This window comes from Ottowia sp. oral taxon 894 (genome assembly GCF_001262075.1).
Classification (GTDB): Bacteria; Pseudomonadota; Gammaproteobacteria; order Burkholderiales; family Burkholderiaceae_C; genus Ottowia; species Ottowia massiliensis.
On the sequence record NZ_CP012073.1, the window covers coordinates 2,737,331 to 2,758,493 of the forward strand.

Here is a 21,163-nt window from a genome sequence, read left to right on the forward strand (position 1 = left end):
TTTCGATACCCTTTAATTCGCTCTTGTTTCTGGTGTGATTCAGCAGGCCGGACTGCGGGCAGCGCTTCATTGCTGGCTGTGCCGCATGGTGCTGATCCGACTGCGGCGAGAGGCTGGGGCATGGCAGGAATGCCCTTTAAGAGCTTGTCCTGCAAGTGTTTGCGCTGGCCGCCGTGCTGAAGAGCGGCCGCGCCACACGGCTGGGCGTGCGGCCTCTCCGAAGGGGGGCTTCATGCTGTTTTTCTGTTAAATGCACGCCGCCAGAAGGGCTGTCCTGCACCAACTGGCCGAACAAGCGGGCGTGAGCTGCGCCCCTGTCACCGGTCTGCTGGTTGCCTTGGAGCGCAGGCCCTTATCGAACGCCAAGCCGATAGCAGCGGCCACCGCGTCCAGCGCATTGATTCCGCTCCATAGGAGGTGCATGTTGGCCAGGCGGTTTTTGACGAGCACAGCCGCTGGATCGCCTCTTGTGCCGCTCCACGCATGCCAGACAAGCGCCAACACTTGGTCAGCCCGCTGGATAAGCTAGCTGCCTGAACACTTTCTGACCCAGCCATGACTGCTCCCGCTCCCCGCAAAGGCGCACGCCGCGCCGCCGATCTGCCGCCGGAAACGCTCGCAGCCCTCAATGAAGGCCACATCGCCAGTGCCACGCTGCCTGAAATTCTGGCCATCGACCAGGCCCGCCTGTTGCGCGCCGCCTTTCCCGGCTTGCCCGCCGCCATTGATGAACAGGCGCGCGCCGCCTGCCAGCTGGGCATTGCCGCGCGCATGGCGCGCATGGGCGCGTTGCTGCTGCAAGCGCTAGGCCCCGGCGCCGTCTCTGCCTGCCAGGCGCACGCCAGCGACACCGTGCGCGGCTGGGCCTGCTTTGCCATCGGTGCGCAAGAGCTGCCGCTGCGCGAGCGCCTGCAAGCCACACGCTCCCTGGCCGATGACCTGCACTTTGGCGTGCGCGAATGGGCCTGGCTGGCGCAGCGCCCCCACCTCGCCCGCGAGCTGGACGCGGCCATTGCCCTGCTGGCCAAATGGACTGCCAGCCCTTCCGAGCGCCTGCGCCGCTTTGCCAGCGAAGCCCTGCGCCCGCGCGGCGTGTGGTGCGCGCACATTGCCGCACTCAAGGCCGACCCGGCCCGCGCTCTGCCTTTGCTTGCGCCCCTGCGCGCCGACCCCAGCGCCTACGTGCAGGATTCCGTCAGCAACTGGCTCAACGATGCAGCCAAAGACCAGCCCGCCTGGGTGCGCGCCCTTTGCGCCCAGTGGCTGGAGTCGAGCGACGCCGCTGCCACCCGCCGCATCTGCCAGCGCGCCACGCGCAGTCTGAAGTAGGAGCCTGTTCATAGCGCGATCCGCTGCGCTCATTTTCTGGGCCAGCCCTATGTCCTTGGGCCTTTTGAGAATCCTGCTCTTGTGCAGCAATCCCGCCATGGAAAAAAGAGCATGAGCGACAAGCAGTGGGCACTGATGGCCCCGCACTGCCTGGGCAAGCCTGGCGAAGCAGGGTGAAGAAGCACGGACAAGCGTGTGATTCAGTCTTGGTAATTCTCAACAGGGCCCTAGTGCAGCCCAGCTAGCGCCCCGGGGGACAGCGCTGGCGGGCGGCTACAGGACGAATGTCAGAAACAGGAGCAAATTTGATGGGCTGAAAATACCGTTCAGCGCAATTTCCACTAGGACCTCATGCTATTGATAAAGGAGCGAAATGGCGGAGTGGATTCATCATGGCCTGCGCCTGCGCCTGCGCGCGGGTTGCGCGGGCGGCGTCTATCACGCCGCGCGCAGCAGCACCAGCAGCGCGCCTGCGCCGCCGTCAGGCGGGCGGGCCTGCACGAAGGCGAGCACTTCATGCTTTTGAATGAGCCAGCCGGGCACCTTTGCGCGCAGCACGGAGGTTTTGCCGGGCGAGCCGTGGCCTTTGCCATGCACCACGCGCACGCAGCGCACGCCGCTGCGGCAGGCGGCGGCGATGAAGGCGGCCAGCGCCTGGCGGGCCTGGTCCACGCGCAGGCCGTGCAGGTCGATCTGGCGCTGCACGGCCCATTGGCCACGGCGCAGGCGGGCGGGCACGTCGGGGCCGATGCCGGCTCGCAAGTAGCTCAGGTGTTCGTCCACGTGCAGCAGGGTGCTGGCGTCGAATTCGTCGGACAGGGTTTCGCGCAGGGCGGCGCGCTCGTCTTGCTGGCGCTGGCGGGGCAGCGGGGCGGGGCGCGCGGCCTGGCCGGCTGTTTCATGCCGGGCGCTGGCTTTGAGCGGCTGCACGGCGCCGATGGCGCGCAAGAAAAGGGCGTGGTCGCTTTGCCGCTGGCGGGCCTGGGCCTGCTGGCGCGTTTGGGCTGCTTGCGCTTCTTTCGCTGCCTGTGCCTGGGCGGCGGCAAATTGCTGGCGCAGTTTTTTCAGCTCTTTCAGGCTGCGGGCTTTCATGCCGGGCTTTCAGGCCAGAAAAAAGCCGCGCTCGGCCAGGGAGCAGGCCGCGCCGCCGGGGCCGACGATCCAGTGGTCGATCACGCGCACGTCGATCAGGCCCAGGGCGGCCGTGAGTTCGCGGGTGATGGCTTCGTCTGCCGCCGAAGGCTGCACGTGGCCGCTGGGGTGGTTGTGGGCGAGGATGAGCGCGTCGGCGTTGTGGTGCAGGGCGCGGCGCACGACTTCGCGCGGATAGACGCTGCTGCGCGTGAGCGTGCCCTGGAACATTTCTTCAAAGGCGATGAGGTGCAGTTGCGCATCAAGAAACAGCACGGCGAAGATTTCTTGCGGGCGGCTGGCCAGGTGCAGCTGGAGGTAGTCGCGCACGGTGGCGGGGTTTTGCAACACGGGGCGCTGGCGCAACTGCCCGGCCAGGGCGCGGCGGGCCAGCTCCAGCACGGCCAGCAGTTCGGCGCGCTTGGCGCTGCCGCCCAGGCCCTTGATGCGCCGCAGGTCTTCGCCGCTGGCCTGAAGCAGGCCGTGCAGGCCGCCAAAGGCGCTGAGCACTTCCTGCGCCATTTGCAGCACGCCGCGCCCGGCGGTGCCGGTGCGCAGCAAGATGGCGAGCAGCTCGGCGTCGCCCAGGGCGGCGGGGCCGCGCGCCAGGAGCTTTTCGCGCGGGCGGGCGTCAGGGGGCAGGCTTTTGAGCGACATGGCGGCGAATAGCTCCCGGCTCCAGCATTAAAAAGCGGAGCAAATTCAAGGGGGTCAAAAATGGCTTTCGCGCAGTTTCGACCAGGACCTCATGCTATGAGTTCAGGAGCAAAAAGACAGGCTTATTCGCACTTGACGCCCACGTGCAGGGCCACCACGCCGCCGGTCATGTTGTGGTAGTCCACGTGGCCGAAGCCGCATTCCTTCATGAGCGATTTGAGTTCTTCTTGCGCGGGGTGCATGCGGATGGATTCGGCCAGGTAGCGGTAGCTGGCTTCGTCGCCCGTGACGAGCTTGCCCAGGCGGGGCAGCACGTTGAAGGAGTACAGGTCATAGAGCTTGCGCAGCGGCGGGGCCACTTGCGAGAACTCCAGCACGAGCAGCCGTCCGCCGGGTTTGAGCACGCGGGCCATTTCGCGCAGGGCGCGGTCTTTGTGCGTCATGTTGCGCAGCCCGAAAGCGACGCTGACGAGGTCGAACTGGCCGCTGGCAAAAGGCAGCGCTTCGGCGTCGCACGCCACGGTGGGCAGGGCCAGGCCGGTGTCGAGCAGGCGGTCGCGCCCCGTGCGGAGCATGGCTTCGTTGATGTCGGTGAGCACGACTTGCCCGCCATCACCCGCCTTTTTGGCGAAGGCGCGCGCCAGATCGCCCGTGCCGCCTGCAATATCGAGCACGCGCTGGCCGGGCTGCACATTGGCCACCATGACGGCGTAAGCCTTCCAGAGCCGGTGCAGGCCGCCGGACATGAGGTCGTTCATGAGGTCGTATTTGCTGGCGACGGAGTCAAAGACGCCGCGCACGCGGCGGGCCTTGTCGGCTTCATCAACGGATTCGTAACCGAAATGGGTGCTGGCCATGAGGGGCTTTCTGTTTGAGTGAAGAGGAATTTCAGTGGCTGCCGCAGCTGCGGCCCGCTGTTTCGGGCATGGCGTCGTCGCGGTGCGCGCCAGCGGCGGCCAGGCGCTGCTCGTATTCCTGCCACAGCGCCTGCTGGCGCGAGCCAAGAAAGTAGAGGTAGTCCCAGGTGTAGATGCCGCTGTCGTGCCCGTCTGAAAACGTGGGCTGGATGGCGTAGTGGCCCACGGGGGCCATGCCGGTGACGAGCACGTCGCGCTTGCCGGTTTGCAGCACTTCCTGCCCCGGCCCGTGGCCCTTGACTTGCGCCGAAGGCGAATACACGCGCAGCAGCTCAAAGGGGATGCGCAGCGTCTGGCCGCTGGCGTAGCGCAACTCCAGCACGCGGGAGGCGGTGTGGACGGTGATGTCTTGCGGAGGCGGTGCGGGAGCGTAGTCGCGCTGCATGGCGGATGTGAAAGAAAAGAAGGGGGAGAGGCGCGAAAGCCTGAAGCGAAGGGCAAAAGCAAAAGCCCGGATTGTGACTGCGCCGCGATGGCAGCAGCCCGCGCGAAGGAGAAGCGCGCCTCATATAATCCGCCGTTTTTCGGTTCGCCGCTGGCCGGGTGGTCATGTCGTGTGTCTCGCGGGCCGGAGAAGTCCCTTCGCGGAGCCTGGCCCAATGACCCTACGGGCCGCGCGCCGCAACACCTTTTCAAGGCAAATTTTCAATGGTCGTTATCCGTCTTTCCCGTGGTGGCTCCAAGGCCCGCCCCTTCTACAGCATCGTCGTGGCTGACAAGCGCGTGCGCCGCGATGGCCGCTTCATCGAGCGCATTGGCTTTTACAACCCCCGCGCCGTTGAAGGCGAAGAGGGCTTGCGTCTAGCGCAAGACCGCCTGACGTACTGGAAGAGCGTGGGCGCGCAGGCTTCTCCCACCGTCGAGCGCCTGGCCCGCCAGGCTGCCAAGGCCCAGCCCGCCGCCTGAGCACAGGCCTGCAAGCCGTGCCTGGCGCCACCTGGCCCCTGCAAGCAGCCGAGCTGCCTGATGACGCGGTGGAAGTGGGCCGCGTGCAGGACGCCTGGGGCATCAAAGGCTGGTTCAAGGTCCAGCCCTACAGCGCCTCGCCAGAGGCGCTTTTTTCATCCAAACGCTGGTTTTTGCTGCCGCCCGCGCGCGGCGCGCGCCATTTCGACGGCCCGCAGCGCCTGCCCGTGCGGCAAGTCAAGGCGCATGGCGATGCCGTGGTGGCCAGCGCGCAGGGCGTGGATGACCGCGATGCCGCCGATTTGCTCAAGGGCGCGCGCATTTTCATTGCCCGCTCATCCTTTCCCACGCCTGCCGAGGGCGAGTACTACTGGGTTGATCTGATCGGGCTGGCCGTTTTCAACCGCGAAGGCGTGCCGCTGGGCCAGGTGCGCGAGCTGCTGCCTGCCGGGCCGCAAACCACGCTGGCGCTGGCCTTTGAGGGCGCAGACGGCAAACCGCAAGAGCGCCTGATTCCTTTCGTCTCCGCCTATGTGGACGAGGTGGACCTGGCAGCAGGCCGCATCACCGTGGATTGGCAGCCGGACTATTGAGAGCCTGTTTGCAATCTGTCCGTGGAAGCGGCTTGGGGCGCTCGTGGGCGCTGCAAATTCTCGCTGGGTCGCAAGAGCTGTTTGCGCTTTGCCGCTTATTCCGATCCACACACTTGCGCCCTCACGGCCAAATCATGAACAGGTTTTGAGAAACATTTTGGGGAAACGGCGGCGCGACTTGCGTTTGCGGCTCGATCAACATAGGTAAACGTAGGTAAGATTCCCTCTTGTTTTTTATTTGCTTCAGGAGATTGACATGAAACACCGAATTCCATGCCAGACCGCCCTGGCGCTGGGCGCGCTAGCCGGTCTGTTCGTCGCAGCGCCAGCCAGCGCCATCACGCCCCCTGGCACGCCGCCCACTTTTTATTGCGACGCCAACCGGCCCGCCAATGCGGACACAGTGGAAAACCAGCTCAACACTCTGGCCAAAAACAGCAGCCCTACGGATCCCGACCGTGGCAACCAGCCGCGCTGGGAGCGGGTAACAACCTCTTTTGCCGGAGTGACACCTGGGCCTGACCCCTTGCCGTCTTCAATGAGCTGGGCCTTTTTCACCGGGCATGAAATGGATCGTTACCAAACCTTGGGGTTGCCTCAGTATCTGAACTATCCCGGCATTTACGTCGGCAGTTATCCGCCCGCTGCCCAACCGCAGTTGCCTGCCAACCACCTGTACTACCTCCGTTACCGCTTCAGACTGGATGCCAGCGTAAACCCCGCGACTTACAAGCTGCAATTGCCAGCCGGCGCCGTGCGGGCGGATGACCATGTGCGCGGTATCTATCTGAATGGCAAGCGCATACACGCCTCGCTGCCCAGCGGCGCAATCACTCTTGGCGGCGGCGCCACGGCTGATGAGCAATGGAAAGCCGGTGAAAACGAACTGGCTTTTGCTGTTTACGACACGGGGGGCGGCGCAATATGGCTGGGCGTGCAGTCTGCTACGCAGTCTCAATGCGACCGGATTTCCACACCAGCCGCTACCGCCACCCCTGTTCCCACGCTGGAGGGCTGGAGTCTGGGCCTGCTCGGCGGCCTGCTGGGCGGTGCGGCAGCCTGGCGGCGGCGCAAAAAGCGCGCGTGAAGTCTGCGTCTCTGTTTTTCTGCTTGTGCCCCGCGCCTTTGGCCGGGGCATTTTTTTGCCCGGAACCGGGCTTTGGGGCAGAGAGCGCGAGCTTTTGCGCCAGCGGCCGGGAGCGGGTTTTTAGCGTGGAGCTGCTGGTGTCGTGGTTGATGCTGATCGGTGAAATCCTCTACAGAGCCGTAGCGCAACGGATCAGCTCCGCGCAGTCTGGCGCATGAGAACGACTGACCAGCATGCGCGCGCAGACCTTTCTTGTCATCACGTGTCTGAGCGATTTCACTTATTTGGCGATTTTGCAGCTAAGCGCGGTGATGGCGATGCCGCCTTATGCCTGGGCTGCTTGGCATGGCCTGCACGCCTGGCTTGGCGCGGCGAGTGTGAGGGCGCCTCGTAACGATGATTGATGATTTGCAAATCTTGGTGAAATCAATGCATTTGGCATGAAAAGCGGCAAATCTGCCGTTAAAGTCGTTTTTTTGCACTCAAGGAGAAAAAGATGCAATTGCGATTCGCAAGCCCGCTGGTGCTGGCTTTGGCGCTGGCCGCCTGTGGCGGCGGCGATGGCGACGCCCCCGCGCCAGGCCCTACATCCACGCCTACACCAAGGCCAACACCAACGCCAAGGCCTACGCCGACGCCAACCCCCACGACAACGCCGACGCCTGGCACGCAGCAATTTCCGCCCTCCGAAACCTTGGCCAACGTATGCACGGCCGACGGCGAGCGCCGGTTCATCCGCTCGCACATGGACGAGATTTATCTGTGGTACAGCGAAATCCGTGACAGCGCTGCCAACGTCACCGGCACGGTGGAAGACTATTTCAACAGCCTGCGAATCGCAACGCTTGACCACAGCGGCAAGCCCAAGGACCGCTTCAGCTACATCCGCACGCTGCAAGATAACGAAAAGCGCTCTCCTTCCGGCCCTTCTTACGGCGTGTACTGGACGGAGAGCCAGCCCCGGCGCGTGGCCTACGTGCTCAAAGATTCGCCTGCCGAGCGCGCGGGCCTCAAGCGTGGGGCGCAGCTGGTGAACGTGCTGGCGGCCACTTACCTTTCCTGGTACAGGCCGCCCACAGGAGCGAGCGTGACTTTCACCGTGCGCGATACGCCAACGTCTGCCGAGCGCGAAATCACGCTGCGCGCCGCAAACGTTGTGGAAGATCCGCTGCCGCTATCCAAAGTGGTGCAGGCGGGCGGCCGCCAGGTGGGCTACGTGCAGTTCAACACCTATGAGATTGACAACGGGCAGGACCGCCTCATCGACACCCTCGCGGCCTTGCAGCGGCAAGGCATCAGCGACGTGGTGCTGGATCTGCGCTACAACGGCGGCGGGTGGATGTATCAGGCCTGGTCGCTGGCTTCCATGCTGGGCGGCAGCCGCGTGCAAGGCAAGGCATTCGTGCGCATGAAATACAACGACAAGCGCCAGGAAGCCACGCGTCAGGGCGTGGTGCCCTTCACCACCCAAGTGGGTGCCAATTCGGATGGCGGCACTCACGCTGTTGGCAGCGCCCTGCCGCAGCTGAGCCTGCCGCGCGTGTACGTGCTGGCCACGGGCTGGACGTGTTCGGCCAGCGAAGCCACCATCAACGGCCTGCGCGGCGCTGGCGTGGAAGTGGTGCTCATCGGCTCCACCACCTGTGGCAAGCCCTATGGCTTCATTGAACGCAAGAACTGCGGCAAGGCCATCGCCGCCATCGAAGTCGAAATGGCCAACGAAGTGGGCTATGGCGGCTACACCGACGGCTTTGCGCCCACCTGCGCCGTGGCGGATGACCTGAGCCATGAGCGGGGCGACGCGGCAGAGGGCCTGCTGGCCGCCGCGCTGCACCACATTCAGACCGGAAGCTGCCCGGCCAAATCTGCCGAAGCCGCACAAGAGCCGCTGCCGCAAGCTGCGGCAGGCGGCATCGACATGGACTTCCAGCGGCCCGAGCTGCCTGGCGTGCGCCTGCTGCCAGCCGATTTGCGGCGCTGAAGCAGCAAACGGCGGCCCGCCGCAGATTCCGGGCCGCCTGAAAAGTGACACGCGGGCGCAGCATGCGCCCGCTTTTTTTTACCTGCCGCTGACGCACTTGCCGCGATGACTGTGGATTCCGCACTAAACGAAGGGAGCGATGCACGAGGCCGGACTGCACAGGGCAAAGAGGGCAGGGCGTTTTCTTGCTTCTGTATCAATAGCAAGATGTCCTGGTAAAACCAGCGGAAACGGCATTTTGATCCCCCTCAAATTTGCTTCTGTTTCTGATGCAGAAGGAGCCAGTCTGAAGGCCACTGTCTGCGTGGCGGAGCGTGGCGAGTGGTTAGAACCTGTTCATGATCTGGCCGTGAGGAGCACAAGATCGGGAACCGGGATGAACTGTCAGGCGCAAACCGCAGGCGGGTCTTGCAGCCCGGCGAGGCGTTTGCAACGCCGCAGCCCACCCGAGTCCGCGCTGTTTGCGCCCACGGACAGATTGCGAACAGGCTCTTGAAGAGCGTTTCAAAAGGGGCGGCGCGGATATGAGTCAAAGGGCGCAAGCGCCTCATGGCCTCAGACAATGCGGGGGCGTTGTTCGCAGCGCATGTTTTCATTGCCCGCTTCACGCCATGATGCTTTTGCCGCGCCCTTTCCTCTTGCCTTTTTCTCTCCCTCGCTTTCTTGCCGCTGCCTTTCTGCTGCTGGCTGCCACTTGCGCCCGAGCCGATGTCTGGCAAGGCACGGTCACGTGGGTGACGGATGGCGACACGCTCTGGGTGCGCCCCGATGCGGGCGGACGCGCTCGAAAGCTGCGCCTGCAAGGCGTAGATGCGCCCGAAAGCTGCCAAAGCGGTGGCGCGCAAGCACGGCAGGCGCTCATCGCCCTGGCGCTGAACCAGCGCGTGAGCGTGCAAACCCATGCGCGCGATGGCTGGGGCCGCTCGCTTGCCACCGTGCGCCTGCGCGACAAAGGCGGTGAAGACGTGGCCGCCCGCATGGCGCGCCAAGGCTGGGCCTGGTCTTATGGACGAGGCCGAGGCCCCTATGCCGAGCAAGAAGCCGCCGCCCGCCAAGCGCGCCAGGGTGTTTTCGCTCACGCCGCTGAACCCGAGCGCCCTGCCGATTTCAGACGCCTCCATGGACCTTGCACGCGGGCCGAACGTCAATAAAACCAAAACCGGGCGTTTAGCAATTTCGCTCCTTAATCCATAGCGCTGCGTCCTAGTGGAAACTGCGCAGAGAGGCATTCCAACCCCTTTGGATTTGCTCCTCTTTTAATGCGTTCTGGCTGGCGGGGCCAACCCGAAGGCGCGGTTTTATCCGTTCAGGTGCGCCTGCGGCTGCTCATGGGCTGGCTGGGGCTGGCTCCCTTCCCTCAATCAAATATCGTGCGCCAGCTCATAGGGAATGTGCAGGCCCTCAAGCCGGGGGCCGCCGGGGCTGCCGGCGTGCAGCGGCTCGCTGCCCAGGGCGGCGGCGATTTGCAGGCCCGTGATGACGAGGCTGCCGCCGCCAGGCGCGGCAGCGGCCAGGGCGATCAGGCCGGCGGGCTGATCGTCGCTGCCGACGAAGATTTCCTGCCCTGTCTGCACGGCGGCGGCGCAATGGGCGACGAAGGCGCGGCGCTTGATGACGCCGCGAAACTGGCTGCGGGCCACCACTTCCTGCCCCGGGTAGCAGCCTTTGTGAAAGTGCACGCCGCCCACGCTTTCGTAATTGAGCATTTGCGGCACGAAAGCGCCTGCCGTGGCGCTGGTGATGCGGGCCACGCCCGCCAGCACTTCGGCGGCCAGCCAGTCGTTTTCAGACAGGGCTGAGGCAGCCGGGGCGCTCGCGCCAGCGGGGGCCAGCCAGAGGGCGCGGGGCAGGCCGCACGCAGGGGGCAGCTCGGCCAGCTGGGGCAAGGGCGGCAGGCCGCTTGCCGTCTGGCCTTCGGGCGAAGCCGCATCGGCAGGCGCGGCAGCCTGAATCGTTGTTTGGGCGGCGGCGATGGCGGCCGCGCCAATCAGGCCGTGGCAGGCGATGGCGCTGCTGGCGTCGGTGATCTTCACCTTGGCGCGCATCACGAACAGCGACAGGCGCTTGACCAGGCCCGCGATGAGTTCGCGCGAGCAGACCAGCAGGAATTCGTTTTCGGCGGGGCGGGTGATGATGAAGCTGGCGCTCATGCGCCCCTTCGGGGTGCAGAAGGCAGCCAGGCGGGCGGGGCCGCCGGGGCGCATTTCAAGCACGTCTTGCGTGAGTTGCGCTTGCAGGAATTTGGCGGCGTCTTCGCCGCTGGCGCGCAGCACGCCGAGCATGGGCAGGGGGCAAGCGCCTTCGGCGGAAAAAGCGAAAAACGGGGCCAGGCGGGCGGGCGGCGCAGAGGGAATCTGGGGGGCAGGGGCGGTCATGCGCTGAATTATCATGGCCCGTTTTGATTCAGGATTCGGGTAGGGCCAGTGCGGGCATTGAAAAAACTGCTGAAATGGCTGCTGCTGCTGGCCGCGCTGGCCGCATCGGCAGCAGGCGCGCTGGCCTGGTGGGCGCAGCAGCCGCTGGCGCTGGCTGCGCCCCGGGTGGAGATGAGCGTGCCGCCCGGCGCTTCGCTGAAAGTGGCGGCGCAGCAGGCGCAGGCGGCGGGCGTGCGCGCCCCGGCGCCTTTGCTGCACGGCTTTTTCCGCGCGGCGCTGCTGTGGCGGCAGTGGCAGCGTCCGCAAGAGCCGCGCGGCGTGATCAAGCCGGGCGACTACGCCATCACGCAAGGCATGACGCCCGAACAGCTGCTGGGCAAGCTGCTGCGCGGCGAGCGCATCGTGCAAAGCATCACCTTCGTTGAAGGCTGGACTTTCCGCCAGATGCGCGCCGCGCTGGCCAAGGCCGCGCACCTGAAGGGCGACACGCGCGCCATGACGCCCGAGGCCATCATGGCTGCGCTGGGCCAGCCCGGCGTGGCGGCGGAAGGGCGCTTTTTCCCCGACACCTACCACTACGCACGCGGCAGCAGCGATCTGGACGTGCTGCGCCAGGCGCTGAAGCTGATGGACGAGCGCCTGCAAGCCGCCTGGGCCGCGCGCGCGCCGGGCCTGCCGCTGCAATCGGCAGACGAGGCGCTCATTCTGGCCAGCATCGTTGAAAAAGAAACCGGCCATGCCGACGACCGCGCGCAAGTGGCCGGCGTGTTCATCAACCGCCTCAAAGCGGGCATGAAGCTGCAAACCGACCCCACCGTCATCTACGGCCTGGGCGAAGCCTTTGACGGCGATCTGAAAAAGCGCGACTTGCTCACCGACACCCCCTACAACACCTACACCCGCGAGGGCCTGCCGCCCACGCCCATCGCCATGCCGGGGCGCGCCGCCCTCATGGCCGCCGTGCAGCCGGCCAGCACGCAGGCGCTGTATTTCGTGGCGCGCGGCGACGGCAGCAGCCACTTCAGCCAGACGCTGGGCGAGCACAACCGCGCGGTCCATCAATACCAGCGCCCAGGCTCCCGCAACAGCGATGGAAACGGTAAAGACAAGGGCAAGGACGCGGCGGCCCGCCCGCCCGCAGCCGCGCCTGCATCCATTCCGGCAAACGCCGCGCCATGAAACAAGGGCTGTTCATCACGCTGGAAGGCATCGACGGCGCGGGCAAATCCACCCACGCCCAAGCCCTGGCCGAAGCCTTGCAGGCCGCAGGCCACGCGCTGGTGCGCACGCGCGAGCCGGGCGGCACGCCGCTGGCCGAGCGCCTGCGCGGCCTGGCGCTCGAGCAAGGGCAAGAGATGGACGGCATGACCGAGGCGCTGCTCATGTTTGCCGCCCGGCGCGACCATGTGCGCGCCGTCATCGCCCCCGCGCTGGCGCAAGGCCGCACCGTGCTGTGCGACCGCTTCACCGACGCCACCTTCGCCTATCAGGGCGGCGGCCGGGGCGTTTCATGGCAGGCGCTGGCGCAGCTGGAGCAAATCGCGCTGGGCCATGACCTCATCCACGGCGAGATGAACAACGGGGCAAGCCACAAAGCAAACAACGAAAGGGGCGCCGAACCGGCCGATTGCGGGCAGGCGCCCCGGCCCGACCTCACCCTCTGGTTTGACCTGCCCCCGCCGCAAGCCGCCCGCCGCCTGCAAGGCGCGCGCCTGCCCGACCGCTTTGAAGCCCAGCCCCTGGCCTTTTTTGAAGTCGTGCGCAGCGCCTACGCCCGCCGCATGGCCGAAGACGCCCGCCGCTTTGTCCGCATTGACGCCGCCCAGCCCGCGCCCGCCGTGCGCCGCGCCGCCCTGGCCGCCCTGCAAGAGCGCGGGTGGATCGGGCCAGCGGGCTGACCCCGCCTTTTGCGCCTTGCGGCAAGGATTTGGCGCTTTGGTTTTCGCTCCTTTTCCAATAGCAATAGGTCCTAGTAGAGACTGCGCGAAAGCCGCTTTGCGCCCCCTCAAATCCGCTCCTTTTTCTGAACTGACTGCCCATGCCTTCTGTCCATCTGCCCCCGTGGATTGCCCGCCAGGCCGCTGAACTGCTAGCCCGCCCCGGCCACGCCTGGCTGCTGCAAGGCCCCTCCGGCCTGGGGCAGTTCGAGCTGGCGCTGGCGCTGGCCGCCGCCTGGCTGTGCGACGCGCCCACGCCCCAGGGCGCTTGCGGGCAGTGCCCCGGCTGCCATAGCCTGCACGTGCATGCCCACGCTGATTTCGTCATGCTCATGCCCGAGACGCACATGCTGGAGCGCGGCTGGCCCCTGCCCGAAAAAGCGCAGGCCGAAATCGACGAGAAAAAGCGCAAGCCCAGCAAGGAAATCCGTGTGGACGCCATGCGCGACGCCATTGAATTCGCCCAGCGCACCAGCGCGCGCGGGCGCGGCAAGGCCATGCTCATCTACCCGGCCGAGCGCATGAACGCCGTCACCGCCAACGCCCTGCTCAAAACGCTGGAAGAGCCGCCGGGCGACATGCGCTTTGTGCTCGCCACCGAGGCCGCCCACCTGCTGCTGCCCACCATCCGCAGCCGCTGCCTGACCCACACCCTGCGCTGGCCCGATGCCGCCGAAGCCCTGCCGTGGCTGGCCGCCTGCGGCGTACAAGAAGCCGCCGCAGCCGCTCTCTTGCAAGCCGCCGGCGGGCGCCCCGCCGCAGCATTGCAACTGGCCCGCAGCGCCGAAAGCCAGGCTGAAGCCCGGACCACGGCCAGAAAAGCCAAGCCCGCCTTCGACGACGGCCAGCAAGCCGCCGCCGCATGGGCGCGCCTGCCCAAAGCGCTGGCCCAAGGCGACGCCAGCGCCCTGGCCAGCCTGCCCACGGCCGAGATCGTGGCCCGCTTGCAAAAGCTTTGCGCCGATCTCATGGCCGCGCAAACCGGCGCGCGCCCGCGCTTTTTCGCCGCCGCCGACCTGCCCGCGCGCCCCTTGCCCCTGCCCGCGCTGGCCAAGTGGTGGGGCCAGCTCGCGCAAGCCGCCCGCAGCGCCGAACACCCGCTCAACGCGGGCCTCACCCTCGAATACCTTGCCAGCAGCGCCCGGCAGGCCCTAAACTCGGTCAAGGCAACAAACTGATACGCCATTCACATCTCATGAGCACCGCCCCCGCTTCCCTCCACACGTCCCGCCCCAGCGTCATCCAGCTGGCCATCAAGGAAAAAGCCGCTCTCTACGCCGCCTACATCTCCATCTTTGCCGAAGGCGGCATCTTCATTCCCAGCACGCGCGAATACCACCTGGGCGATGACATCTACGTGCTCATCACCCTGCCGCACGACACGCAGCGCTACCCCATCGCCGGCAAAGTGGCCTGGATCACGCCCGCGCGCTCCTCGGCCAACCGCACGCAGGGCATTGGCATCCGCTTTCCCAAAGACGACAAGGCCGCCGACCTGCGCAGCAAGATCGAAGTGGCGCTGGGCGGCACCCTGCACTCCGACCGGCCTACACAGACGGTCTGACAGGCCGCAGTGGCTAGCCAGGCGCTCCCTCCCCCGCAGCAGGCGCGGCCTGGACGGCCTGCTGCCAAACCGTATCAAAAACGGAGCAAATTTGAAGGGGTGAAAATGCCGCTCTGCGCAGGTTCCACTAGGACCTCTTACTATTGATATAGGAGCAATTTTCCCGAGAAGGCATGAAGGGCATGCAAGGCCTTCTGGCTGCTTTCATGCTTTGCCAGCGCGGGCGTCTGGCTTGCCGGAAAAGGCCGGTTTCAAAGGGCGTGCGCGAACCGGCCCAGTTCGCTTGTCTGAGCGTTTTGTTTTCTCTCGCAAGGAGAGCGCCTGCAAGGAAGGGATTGTCAGCGGGCGCGGTGTTTTGGCGGAAAGCCCGCTTTGCTTTCCGCCTGCCGGAAGGGGAAACGCGGCTGCCGCCAAGCAAAACCGCGCTTTGAGCAGGCGCTCAGAAGCCGGCGGTGACGGAGCCTTTGAATGCCTGGTCGATGTATTGGCGCACGGCGTTGCTGTGGTAGGCGCTGATGAGCTGCCGCACCCAGGGCTGGTTGCGGTCTTGCTCGCGCACGACGAGGATGTTCACGTAGGGGCCTTTGGGGCTTTCCTGCGCGATGGCGTCGCGCTTGGGGTTCAGCCCGGCGGAGAGGGCGAAGTTGGTGTTGATGGCGGAGGCGTCCAGGTCGTCGAGCGAGCGGGGCAGCTGGGCGGCGTCCAGTTCCACGAATTTGAGTTTTTTCGGGTTTTCAGTGATGTCAAGCGGGGTGGCTTTCAGGCCGGCATCGGGTTTGAGCTTGATGAGGCCCTTTTCTTGCAGCAGCAGGAGCACGCGGCCGCCGTTGGTGGGGTCGTTGGGGATGCCAAAGCGCGCGCCTTCTTTCAGCTCGTCCAGCGATTTCACTTTTTTGGAATACAGGCCGATGGGGAAGGTGACGGTGTCGGCCACGCTGACGAGCTTGTAGCCACGGTCTTTGATTTGCTGCTCCAGATAGGGTTTGTGCTGGTAGCTGTTGGCGTGCAGGTCGCCGGAGGCCAGCGCGGCGTTGGGCTGCACGTAGTCGCCGAATTCGATGATTTTGATTTGCAGGCCGTCCTGGGCGGCGGCTTTTTTCACGGCTTCCATGATTTGCGCGTGCGGGCCGGCAGTGACGCCGACCTTGATTTCTTCAGCCGCCAGGGCAGGGGGCAGGCACGCGGCGGCCAGGGCCAGCAGGGCGGGCGAGAGCGCGCGCGAGAGGGCGCGCAAGACGGTGAGTTTGGGCATGGGAGAGCTTTCTGTGGGCAGGCAAGGGGCAGCAGGGGCACAGGGCATGGCGGCGCGGCCATGCCCTGTGCGGGGGCGTTGGGGCCTGTTCAAGTCCGTGGATGCGCAAGGCGCGGATTCGGGCGGTCTGTCTTTGCCGCCCATTTCAATTCACGCTTTTGCCCCTCACGGTCAGCTTCTGGGCAGGCGCTCAGAAGCTGGGGATGACGGCGCCTTTGAATTTTTCGTCGATGTATTTGCGGATGGTGTCGTTCTGGTAGGCCTTGAGCAGCTTGGCCACCCAGGGTTTGGCCTGGTCTTCTGCGCGTACGACGAGGATGTTGGCGTAGGGGCCGTTGGGGCCTTCTTGCGTGATGGCGTCTGTTTTGGGGTTCAGGCCCGCTTCGAGCGCGAAGTTGGTGTTGATGCCGGCGGCGTCCAGGTCAGGCAGGGAGCGGGGCAGCTGGGGGGCGTCCAGCTCCACGAACTTGAGCTTTTTGGGGTTGTCCACCACGTCCAGCGGCGAGGGCGTCAGGCCCGTGCCGGGCTTGATTTTGATGAGGCCCTTTTCCTGCAAGAGCAGCAGCACGCGGCCGCCGTTGGAGGGGTCGCTGGGAATGCCAAAGCGCGCGCCTTCTTGCAGCTCGGCCAGCGATTTCACTTTTTTGGAGTAGATGCCGATCGGCTCGGTCAGCGTGGTGCCGATGATGGCGAACTTGTAGCCACGGTCTTTGATTTGCTGGTCAAGGTAAGGCTTGTGCTGCATGGAGTTCAGGTCCAGATCGCCCGCCGCCAGCGCGGCGTTGGGCTGCACGTAGTCGTTGAATTCGATCACTTGCAGGTCGATGCCTTCCTTGGCGGCCAGGGGCTTGACTTGCTCCATCACCAGCGCGTGGGAGCCGGGCGTGACGCCGACTTTGAGCTTGACGTTCTCGGCCTGGGCCGCGCCAGCGAAGGCGCAGGCGCAGGCGGCGGCCAGCAGGGTGCGGATGAAAGCGCGTTTTTGCAGCTTGATCATGGCGGGGTTTCCTTTGAAGGGCAGGGTGGAAGAAGGAGGGGAGAGAGGAGGGGAGAGGCGCCAGACTCTTCAAAAAGAAGAGCAAATTCAGGGCCTTCAAAAAGGGCGTTGTCGCCCATTTTGCGGGGACGTATTGCTATGGATTAAAGAGCAAATTCAGTGCCTTCAAAACGCGGGCAGCAGTGCGCCCTTGAAGTGCTCGTTGATGAAGTCGCGCACCGGCGCGCTTTGGTAAGACTTGATGAGCGCCTGCACCCAGGGCTGGTTTTTGTCTTGCTCGCGCACGGCCAGCACGCCGGTGTAGGGCGTGTCGGCCTTTTCCAGCGCCAGCGCCTGCTTTTTCGGATCCAGCCCGGCGGGCAGGGCGTAGTTGGTGGGCACCGAGGCGGCGTCCAGGTCAGCCAGCGAGCGCGCAAGCTGCGCGGCGTCCAGCTCCACGAACTTGAACTTCTTCGGGTTTTCCACCACGTCCAGCGGCGAGGCGCGCAGGCCCGCGCCGGGCTTGAGCTTGATTAGGCCCTGCCCCTCCAGCAGCAGCAGCGTGCGGCCGCCGTTGGAAGGGTCATTGGGAATGCCGATGCGCGCGCCTTCGGGCAGGTCTTTCAGGCTGGCGTGCTTTTTGGAATAAACGCCCATCGGAAAGGCCACCGTCTTGGCCACGCTCACGATCTTGTAGCCCCGGTCGGCCACTTGCTGGTCCAGATAGGGCTGGTGCTGGTAGCTGTTGGCCTGCAAGTCGCCCGAGGCCAGCGCGGCGTTGGGCTGCACGTAGTCGCTGAACTCGACGACCTGAATGTCCAGCCCTTGCGCGGCGGCCTGCTTTTTCACCTGCTCCATGATTTCGGCGTGCGGGCCGGCGGTCACGCCCACCTTGAGCGTGGTTTGACCGCCAGCCAGCGCCAGCGGCGCGTGAGCCAGCAGCGCGGCGGTTGAAGCCGCAGCCAGCAGGGTGCGGAGAAAAGTGCGTGTTTTCATGTGTTTTCCTTTTGAATCAATGGGATGGAAAGCCAGCGCGTTATTTGTGGCTGAGCTTGCGCACCGCCCAGTCGCCCAGGCTTTGCAGCAGCTGCACAAAGACGATGAGGATGACCACCACGGCCAGCATCACGTCTGGCAAAAAGCGCTGGTAGCCGTAGCGGATGCCCAGATCGCCCAGGCCGCCGCCGCCAATGGCGCCCGCCATGGCCGAATAGCCCGTCAGGCTCACCAGCATGATGGTCAGCCCCGCCACGATGCCCGGCAGCGCTTCGGGCAGCAGCACTTTGAAGACAATTTGCCGCGTGCTGGCGCCCATGGCCTGCGCGGCTTCCACCAGGCCCGAATCCACCTCGCGCAGCGCCGTCTCCACCAGCCGCGCCACGAAGGGAATGGCTGAGATGGTCAGTGGCACGATGGCCGCCGCCGTGCCGATGGACGAGCCGACGACAAAGCGCGTGAACGGGATGATGGCCACCAGCAAGATGATGAAAGGCGTGGAGCGCACCGCGTTCACGATGGCGCCCGTGACGGCATTGACCGCCCGGTTTTCCAGCACGCCGCCGCGATCCGTCAGCCGCAGAAACACGCCCAGCGGCACGCCCAGCAGCGCGCCAGCCAGGCCCGAAATGGCCACCATCAGCACCGTCTCCCACAGCGAAGTGGCAAACAGCTCCAGCATGGCGGCGGTGAAGTGTTCAAACATGGCCCGGGCCTCTCATCTCGTCGCTTGCTCTTGCCGCTCTCATTTCATCGGTCACATCCTGCACTTGCACGCCGCTGGCTGCCAGCGCGGCGGCCACCGCCTGCACGCTGCCTGCGGGGCCGCTGGCGTAAATGGCCAGCGAGCCAAAAGTCTGGCCCTGGATTTCATCCATCTGCCCGTGCAGGATGCTCACATCCAGGCCGTGCTCGCGAATCAGGCGCGAAAGCAGCGGCTGCTCGGCGCTCTCGCCCGCGTAAATCAGCCGCAGCAGCCTTCCTGCGTGCCCTGCGGGCAGCGCCGCGTGCAGCGCAGCCATGTGCTCGCGCACACTGGCGGGCAGCGTCTGCGGCATCACCTCGTCAATCAGGCTGCGCGTGATGGGCTGCTGCGGGCGCGTGAACACGTCCAGCACGGCGCCTTGCTCCACCACGCGGCCCGCATCCATCACTGCCACGCGGTGCGCGATTTGGCGGATGACTTGCATCTGGTGCGTGATCAGCACCACCGTCAGCCCCAGCTCGCGGTTGATTTGCTGCAGCAGCGCCAGGATGGAGCGCGTGGTTTCGGGATCGAGCGCCGAAGTCGCCTCGTCTGACAGCAGCACCTTCGGGCGGCTGGCCAGCGCGCGCGCAATGCCCACGCGCTGCTTTTGCCCGCCGCTGATCTGCGCCGGATAGCGGTCAGCCAGCGCCGAAAGCCCCACCAGCTGCAGCAGCGGCGTCACGCGCTCGCGGATTTCGCTGCGGCCCATGCCCGCCAGCTCCAGCGGCAGCGCCGCGTTGTCAAACACCGTGCGCGAAGACAGCAAATTGAAATGCTGGAACACCATGCCAATCTCGCGCCGCGCCGCGCGCAGGCTGGCTGGCGGCAGCGCCATCAAATCCGTGCCCGCCACGGCCACCCGCCCCTGCGTGGGCCGGTTGAGCAAATTGATGCAGCGCACCAGCGAGCTTTTGCCCGCCCCGCTGCGGCCAATGATGCCGAACACCTCCCCAGGCTGGATGCGCAGGCTCACCCCGTGCAGCGCCCGCACGGTCTGCCCGCCGGGGCCGGGGTAATCCAGCGTAATGTCATCCAGCGCAATCATGGGCGCGCCCGCCCCATCAAAAGCGCCCGCTGGCAAGGCGGGCGCGGCAGGCTGGGCATCGCGAAAGGAATGCAAAAAAGAAAAGTCAGCGTCAGACATGGGTCATTCAACCACCAGGGCCGCGATCATGGCGCACGGCCTTGCGTTTTCAAACGAATAAAAAGTTGTGTCCATATGCACGGGCAGAACAAAAAACTTGTGACTGTACTCGCTGGCTGGCCGCCGCGCCGCGCCTGACGGCCAGCGCGTGAGCCAATGACGCGCAGGCAAACGCTGGTTCAAAGACAAGAACCGCATAACTGAAAGCTTTGCCGCCAGGCATGCGGGCGGATCATCAAAAACAAGACGTTTATCAGACCGCATGCGCCATTGGAAGAAATACGCAAATTTTTCTGACGCGGCACATGGAAAGAGACTGAAACCAGACCTCTCCCAGGGCGGCGGCGCGTTTTGGGGACTGCGACTGCCTGAATACACCGGCGCAGCCCGATCCGGCATCAATGCCAATTCTTCGTCATCAGCCGGATATGCCGTTCATCATCTCAATGTCGCCCCCTATCGGATATTGGGCCTGAAAAGCGGAAATCGTTCACGCTTTTCATGAAATAAGGGCCAGCAGAAGCAAAAACAGGGTGTATAAAGCGTCCCGTTGAGAGCAGATCGCAATGGCGCCGGTTCTCCACATGACGTGAAGCGGCAGAGTCTTTGGTGTGAGCAAAGCTCGTTGTTCAGAAACAGTCTGTCGATATGTATATTCTCTAAATAAGGAATCAGTGCATGATAGGAATGATTGCATACGCCATTTTGGGTGGATTCATCTTGATTGCCGTGTTCATCAGCAACCGGCTGGTCAAGATTTTCGGGTGGTCGCTGTCACCCAATAAATTATTTCTTTTGCGCGTGGGAGTCTTTTTTGGTATATTTTTTATATTATTTTCTAGGGATATTGTGGGCGCGATTCAGTTTGAATATCTATGTCATCGAAAGATTAACGTAAAACTCGAGCCTAACTGGCAAAGTGTGCGACGTGCCAGTGTAACAGAGAAGAGAAGAAAACAATATGGATATTTTATTCCAACCTTCTGCACGGACGTTGAATACTATGACATGGATACAGAAAAAGTATTTTTTTCTTATACTTTTTGTGAAAATGATCCTAGCTTCATTGCGGATGCAGCATCACTGGGTAATAATACTGGAGGTATTTGTTTTCCAAAGGATACGGAAAATATCTCTCTGATGGTTGATATTAAAGATCTTTTACAGAAAGGAGATTCACAATAAGCAACATTTTTCTGCCTATACTAATGCATTGCTTGCTGATGCTTCATATGGTGATTTGCCAAGAGGGGGAAATAAATATAGATGTAGGCATATATAAAATCTTATCTAGGCGCATGACACCTCAATTGGCGAAATTCATTGCTGACGAATTTTGGATTGTCAATTCTGGTTGCCCTGATTCTTGTGAACGATAACAAGACGAAAGATGACTCATAGCTGAATTATTACTTTTGGGTGCGTTTGTAGTCTTCGTTAGGATTTTGATCGCGCTGAGTAAATGGCTGACTTGCCGACTGAAATGGTCGCCTGCTGCGGTGTTTTTCACGCGTTTGGCTATTGTAATTGGCGCTTTTCCGCTGATGCTGGCGGATGAGATTATTGGGGC

24 protein-coding genes are annotated in these 21,163 nt (G+C 64.1%); 14 read left to right on the forward strand and 10 right to left on the reverse strand.

What is annotated here, in order from left to right; genetic code table 11:
• The first annotated feature begins 555 nt into the window (after nt 1-555).
• The gene (locus ADJ79_RS12070; protein WP_050716180.1) at nt 556-1,329 is read left to right on the forward strand and encodes a DNA alkylation repair protein; all 774 of its coding nucleotides are present in this window, start codon (nt 556-558) and stop codon (nt 1,327-1,329) included.
• A gap of 438 nt (nt 1,330-1,767) precedes the next feature.
• Here the strand turns inward: ADJ79_RS12070 and ADJ79_RS12075 are convergent, their stop codons facing one another.
• The 4 genes from ADJ79_RS12075 to ADJ79_RS12090 all read right to left on the reverse strand — a co-directional run bounded on the left by ADJ79_RS12075 (nt 1,768) and on the right by ADJ79_RS12090 (nt 4,419).
• Entirely contained in the window at nt 1,768-2,421 is a 654-nt protein-coding gene (locus ADJ79_RS12075; RefSeq protein ID WP_050716181.1) for a Smr/MutS family protein, read from the reverse strand.
• A gap of 9 nt (nt 2,422-2,430) precedes the next feature.
• Nucleotides 2,431-3,117 carry a DNA repair protein RadC gene (gene radC / locus ADJ79_RS12080; RefSeq protein WP_050716182.1) on the reverse strand — a complete coding sequence of 229 codons (687 nt, stop codon included), beginning with the start codon at nt 3,115-3,117 and terminating at the stop codon, nt 2,431-2,433.
• Between the two features lie 122 nt (nt 3,118-3,239).
• Nucleotides 3,240-3,974, reverse strand: a complete 735-nt coding sequence (gene ubiE, locus ADJ79_RS12085; RefSeq protein ID WP_050716183.1) for a bifunctional demethylmenaquinone methyltransferase/2-methoxy-6-polyprenyl-1,4-benzoquinol methylase UbiE — start codon at nt 3,972-3,974, stop codon at nt 3,240-3,242.
• A 31-nt stretch (nt 3,975-4,005) separates the two neighbouring features.
• Complete coding sequence (locus ADJ79_RS12090) at nt 4,006-4,419, reverse strand: gamma-butyrobetaine hydroxylase-like domain-containing protein (protein WP_050716184.1); 414 nt, start codon at nt 4,417-4,419, stop codon at nt 4,006-4,008.
• 263 nt (nt 4,420-4,682) lie between these two features.
• Here ADJ79_RS12090 and rpsP point away from each other — a divergent pair, with 263 nt between their 5' ends.
• The 6 genes from rpsP to ADJ79_RS12120 all read left to right on the forward strand — a co-directional run bounded on the left by rpsP (nt 4,683) and on the right by ADJ79_RS12120 (nt 9,752).
• Complete coding sequence (gene rpsP / locus ADJ79_RS12095; protein WP_050716185.1) at nt 4,683-4,940, forward strand: 30S ribosomal protein S16; 258 nt, start codon at nt 4,683-4,685, stop codon at nt 4,938-4,940.
• A 17-nt stretch (nt 4,941-4,957) separates the two neighbouring features.
• A complete protein-coding gene (gene rimM, locus ADJ79_RS12100) occupies nt 4,958-5,533 on the forward strand; it encodes a ribosome maturation factor RimM (protein ID WP_172674073.1) in 576 nt (191 codons plus the stop codon).
• A gap of 256 nt (nt 5,534-5,789) precedes the next feature.
• Nucleotides 5,790-6,620, forward strand: coding sequence for an IPTL-CTERM sorting domain-containing protein (locus tag ADJ79_RS12105; protein WP_050716186.1), 831 nt, complete (start codon nt 5,790-5,792; stop codon nt 6,618-6,620).
• 233 nt (nt 6,621-6,853) lie between these two features.
• Nucleotides 6,854-7,024 carry a hypothetical protein gene (locus tag ADJ79_RS14685; protein WP_156304207.1) on the forward strand — a complete coding sequence of 57 codons (171 nt, stop codon included), beginning with the start codon at nt 6,854-6,856 and terminating at the stop codon, nt 7,022-7,024.
• Between the two features lie 92 nt (nt 7,025-7,116).
• On the forward strand, nt 7,117-8,601 hold the full coding sequence (locus tag ADJ79_RS12115) for a S41 family peptidase (RefSeq protein ID WP_156304208.1): 1,485 nt from the start codon (nt 7,117-7,119) through the stop codon (nt 8,599-8,601).
• A gap of 638 nt (nt 8,602-9,239) precedes the next feature.
• On the forward strand, nt 9,240-9,752 hold the full coding sequence (locus ADJ79_RS12120) for a thermonuclease family protein (RefSeq protein ID WP_172674074.1): 513 nt from the start codon (nt 9,240-9,242) through the stop codon (nt 9,750-9,752).
• Between the two features lie 210 nt (nt 9,753-9,962).
• Here ADJ79_RS12120 and ADJ79_RS12125 read toward each other — a convergent pair whose 3' ends face one another.
• A complete protein-coding gene (locus tag ADJ79_RS12125) occupies nt 9,963-10,976 on the reverse strand; it encodes a folate-binding protein YgfZ (RefSeq protein ID WP_082203303.1) in 1,014 nt (337 codons plus the stop codon).
• 48 nt (nt 10,977-11,024) lie between these two features.
• Between ADJ79_RS12125 and mltG the strand changes: the two genes are divergently transcribed.
• From mltG to ADJ79_RS14690, 5 genes are all read left to right on the forward strand, one after another.
• On the forward strand, nt 11,025-12,155 hold the full coding sequence (gene mltG, locus ADJ79_RS12130; RefSeq protein ID WP_156304210.1) for an endolytic transglycosylase MltG: 1,131 nt from the start codon (nt 11,025-11,027) through the stop codon (nt 12,153-12,155).
• Nucleotides 12,152-12,874, forward strand: a complete 723-nt coding sequence (gene tmk, locus ADJ79_RS12135) for a dTMP kinase (RefSeq protein WP_050716189.1) — start codon at nt 12,152-12,154, stop codon at nt 12,872-12,874. The genes mltG and tmk overlap by 4 nt, the downstream gene beginning before the upstream one ends.
• A gap of 140 nt (nt 12,875-13,014) precedes the next feature.
• Nucleotides 13,015-14,091, forward strand: a complete 1,077-nt coding sequence (locus tag ADJ79_RS12140; RefSeq protein ID WP_050716190.1) for a DNA polymerase — start codon at nt 13,015-13,017, stop codon at nt 14,089-14,091.
• A gap of 17 nt (nt 14,092-14,108) precedes the next feature.
• Nucleotides 14,109-14,477 (forward strand): PilZ domain-containing protein, encoded by a 369-nt coding sequence (locus ADJ79_RS12145; RefSeq protein ID WP_050716191.1) that lies wholly within the window; start codon nt 14,109-14,111, stop codon nt 14,475-14,477.
• 173 nt (nt 14,478-14,650) lie between these two features.
• Complete coding sequence (locus tag ADJ79_RS14690) at nt 14,651-14,908, forward strand: hypothetical protein (RefSeq protein ID WP_156304211.1); 258 nt, start codon at nt 14,651-14,653, stop codon at nt 14,906-14,908.
• Between the two features lie 8 nt (nt 14,909-14,916).
• On the opposite strand, the gene ADJ79_RS12150 is transcribed toward ADJ79_RS14690, so the two are convergent.
• From ADJ79_RS12150 to ADJ79_RS12170, 5 genes are all read right to left on the reverse strand, one after another.
• Nucleotides 14,917-15,729 carry a MetQ/NlpA family ABC transporter substrate-binding protein gene (locus ADJ79_RS12150; protein ID WP_050716192.1) on the reverse strand — a complete coding sequence of 271 codons (813 nt, stop codon included), beginning with the start codon at nt 15,727-15,729 and terminating at the stop codon, nt 14,917-14,919.
• Between the two features lie 190 nt (nt 15,730-15,919).
• Nucleotides 15,920-16,726 carry a MetQ/NlpA family ABC transporter substrate-binding protein gene (locus ADJ79_RS12155; RefSeq protein ID WP_050716193.1) on the reverse strand — a complete coding sequence of 269 codons (807 nt, stop codon included), beginning with the start codon at nt 16,724-16,726 and terminating at the stop codon, nt 15,920-15,922.
• 165 nt (nt 16,727-16,891) lie between these two features.
• Nucleotides 16,892-17,701, reverse strand: a complete 810-nt coding sequence (locus tag ADJ79_RS12160; RefSeq protein ID WP_050716194.1) for a MetQ/NlpA family ABC transporter substrate-binding protein — start codon at nt 17,699-17,701, stop codon at nt 16,892-16,894.
• A gap of 40 nt (nt 17,702-17,741) precedes the next feature.
• Nucleotides 17,742-18,407 (reverse strand): methionine ABC transporter permease, encoded by a 666-nt coding sequence (locus tag ADJ79_RS12165; RefSeq protein WP_050716195.1) that lies wholly within the window; start codon nt 18,405-18,407, stop codon nt 17,742-17,744.
• Nucleotides 18,400-19,494 (reverse strand): methionine ABC transporter ATP-binding protein, encoded by a 1,095-nt coding sequence (locus tag ADJ79_RS12170; protein ID WP_050716613.1) that lies wholly within the window; start codon nt 19,492-19,494, stop codon nt 18,400-18,402. The genes ADJ79_RS12165 and ADJ79_RS12170 overlap by 8 nt, the downstream gene beginning before the upstream one ends.
• 361 nt (nt 19,495-19,855) lie before the next feature.
• On the opposite strand from ADJ79_RS12170, the gene ADJ79_RS14695 reads away from it, so the two are divergent.
• Nucleotides 19,856-20,098, forward strand: coding sequence for a hypothetical protein (locus tag ADJ79_RS14695; protein ID WP_156304213.1), 243 nt, complete (start codon nt 19,856-19,858; stop codon nt 20,096-20,098).
• Between the two features lie 173 nt (nt 20,099-20,271).
• Nucleotides 20,272-20,778 (forward strand): hypothetical protein, encoded by a 507-nt coding sequence (locus ADJ79_RS14700; RefSeq protein WP_156304214.1) that lies wholly within the window; start codon nt 20,272-20,274, stop codon nt 20,776-20,778.
• Nucleotides 20,779-21,163: the final 385 nt, after the last annotated feature.

What these genes read in the sequence shown, in the direction of transcription:
- ADJ79_RS12115 (WP_156304208.1), top strand. Translation starts at nt 7,117, where the DNA reads ATGCAATTGCGATTCGCAAGCCCGCTGGTGCTGGCTTTGGCGCTGGCC.
- ADJ79_RS12140 (WP_050716190.1), top strand. Translation starts at nt 13,015, where the DNA reads ATGCCTTCTGTCCATCTGCCCCCGTGGATTGCCCGCCAGGCCGCTGAA.
- ADJ79_RS12170 (WP_050716613.1), bottom strand. Translation starts at nt 19,494, where the DNA reads ATGATTGCGCTGGATGACATTACGCTGGATTACCCCGGCCCCGGCGGG.
- ADJ79_RS12125 (WP_082203303.1), bottom strand. Translation starts at nt 10,976, where the DNA reads ATGACCGCCCCTGCCCCCCAGATTCCCTCTGCGCCGCCCGCCCGCCTG.
- ADJ79_RS14690 (WP_156304211.1), top strand. Translation starts at nt 14,651, where the DNA reads ATGAAGGGCATGCAAGGCCTTCTGGCTGCTTTCATGCTTTGCCAGCGC.
- radC (WP_050716182.1), bottom strand. Translation starts at nt 3,117, where the DNA reads ATGTCGCTCAAAAGCCTGCCCCCTGACGCCCGCCCGCGCGAAAAGCTC.
- ADJ79_RS14700 (WP_156304214.1), top strand. Translation starts at nt 20,272, where the DNA reads ATGATAGGAATGATTGCATACGCCATTTTGGGTGGATTCATCTTGATT.
- rpsP (WP_050716185.1), top strand. Translation starts at nt 4,683, where the DNA reads ATGGTCGTTATCCGTCTTTCCCGTGGTGGCTCCAAGGCCCGCCCCTTC.
- ADJ79_RS12150 (WP_050716192.1), bottom strand. Translation starts at nt 15,729, where the DNA reads ATGCCCAAACTCACCGTCTTGCGCGCCCTCTCGCGCGCGCTCTCGCCC.
- ADJ79_RS12070 (WP_050716180.1), top strand. Translation starts at nt 556, where the DNA reads ATGACTGCTCCCGCTCCCCGCAAAGGCGCACGCCGCGCCGCCGATCTG.
- ADJ79_RS12155 (WP_050716193.1), bottom strand. Translation starts at nt 16,726, where the DNA reads ATGATCAAGCTGCAAAAACGCGCTTTCATCCGCACCCTGCTGGCCGCC.
- ADJ79_RS12160 (WP_050716194.1), bottom strand. Translation starts at nt 17,701, where the DNA reads ATGAAAACACGCACTTTTCTCCGCACCCTGCTGGCTGCGGCTTCAACC.
- ADJ79_RS12090 (WP_050716184.1), bottom strand. Translation starts at nt 4,419, where the DNA reads ATGCAGCGCGACTACGCTCCCGCACCGCCTCCGCAAGACATCACCGTC.
- ADJ79_RS12075 (WP_050716181.1), bottom strand. Translation starts at nt 2,421, where the DNA reads ATGAAAGCCCGCAGCCTGAAAGAGCTGAAAAAACTGCGCCAGCAATTT.
- ADJ79_RS14695 (WP_156304213.1), top strand. Translation starts at nt 19,856, where the DNA reads ATGCGCCATTGGAAGAAATACGCAAATTTTTCTGACGCGGCACATGGA.
- ADJ79_RS12165 (WP_050716195.1), bottom strand. Translation starts at nt 18,407, where the DNA reads ATGTTTGAACACTTCACCGCCGCCATGCTGGAGCTGTTTGCCACTTCG.
- ADJ79_RS12105 (WP_050716186.1), top strand. Translation starts at nt 5,790, where the DNA reads ATGAAACACCGAATTCCATGCCAGACCGCCCTGGCGCTGGGCGCGCTA.
- ubiE (WP_050716183.1), bottom strand. Translation starts at nt 3,974, where the DNA reads ATGGCCAGCACCCATTTCGGTTACGAATCCGTTGATGAAGCCGACAAG.
- tmk (WP_050716189.1), top strand. Translation starts at nt 12,152, where the DNA reads ATGAAACAAGGGCTGTTCATCACGCTGGAAGGCATCGACGGCGCGGGC.
- ADJ79_RS12145 (WP_050716191.1), top strand. Translation starts at nt 14,109, where the DNA reads ATGAGCACCGCCCCCGCTTCCCTCCACACGTCCCGCCCCAGCGTCATC.
- ADJ79_RS14685 (WP_156304207.1), top strand. Translation starts at nt 6,854, where the DNA reads ATGCGCGCGCAGACCTTTCTTGTCATCACGTGTCTGAGCGATTTCACT.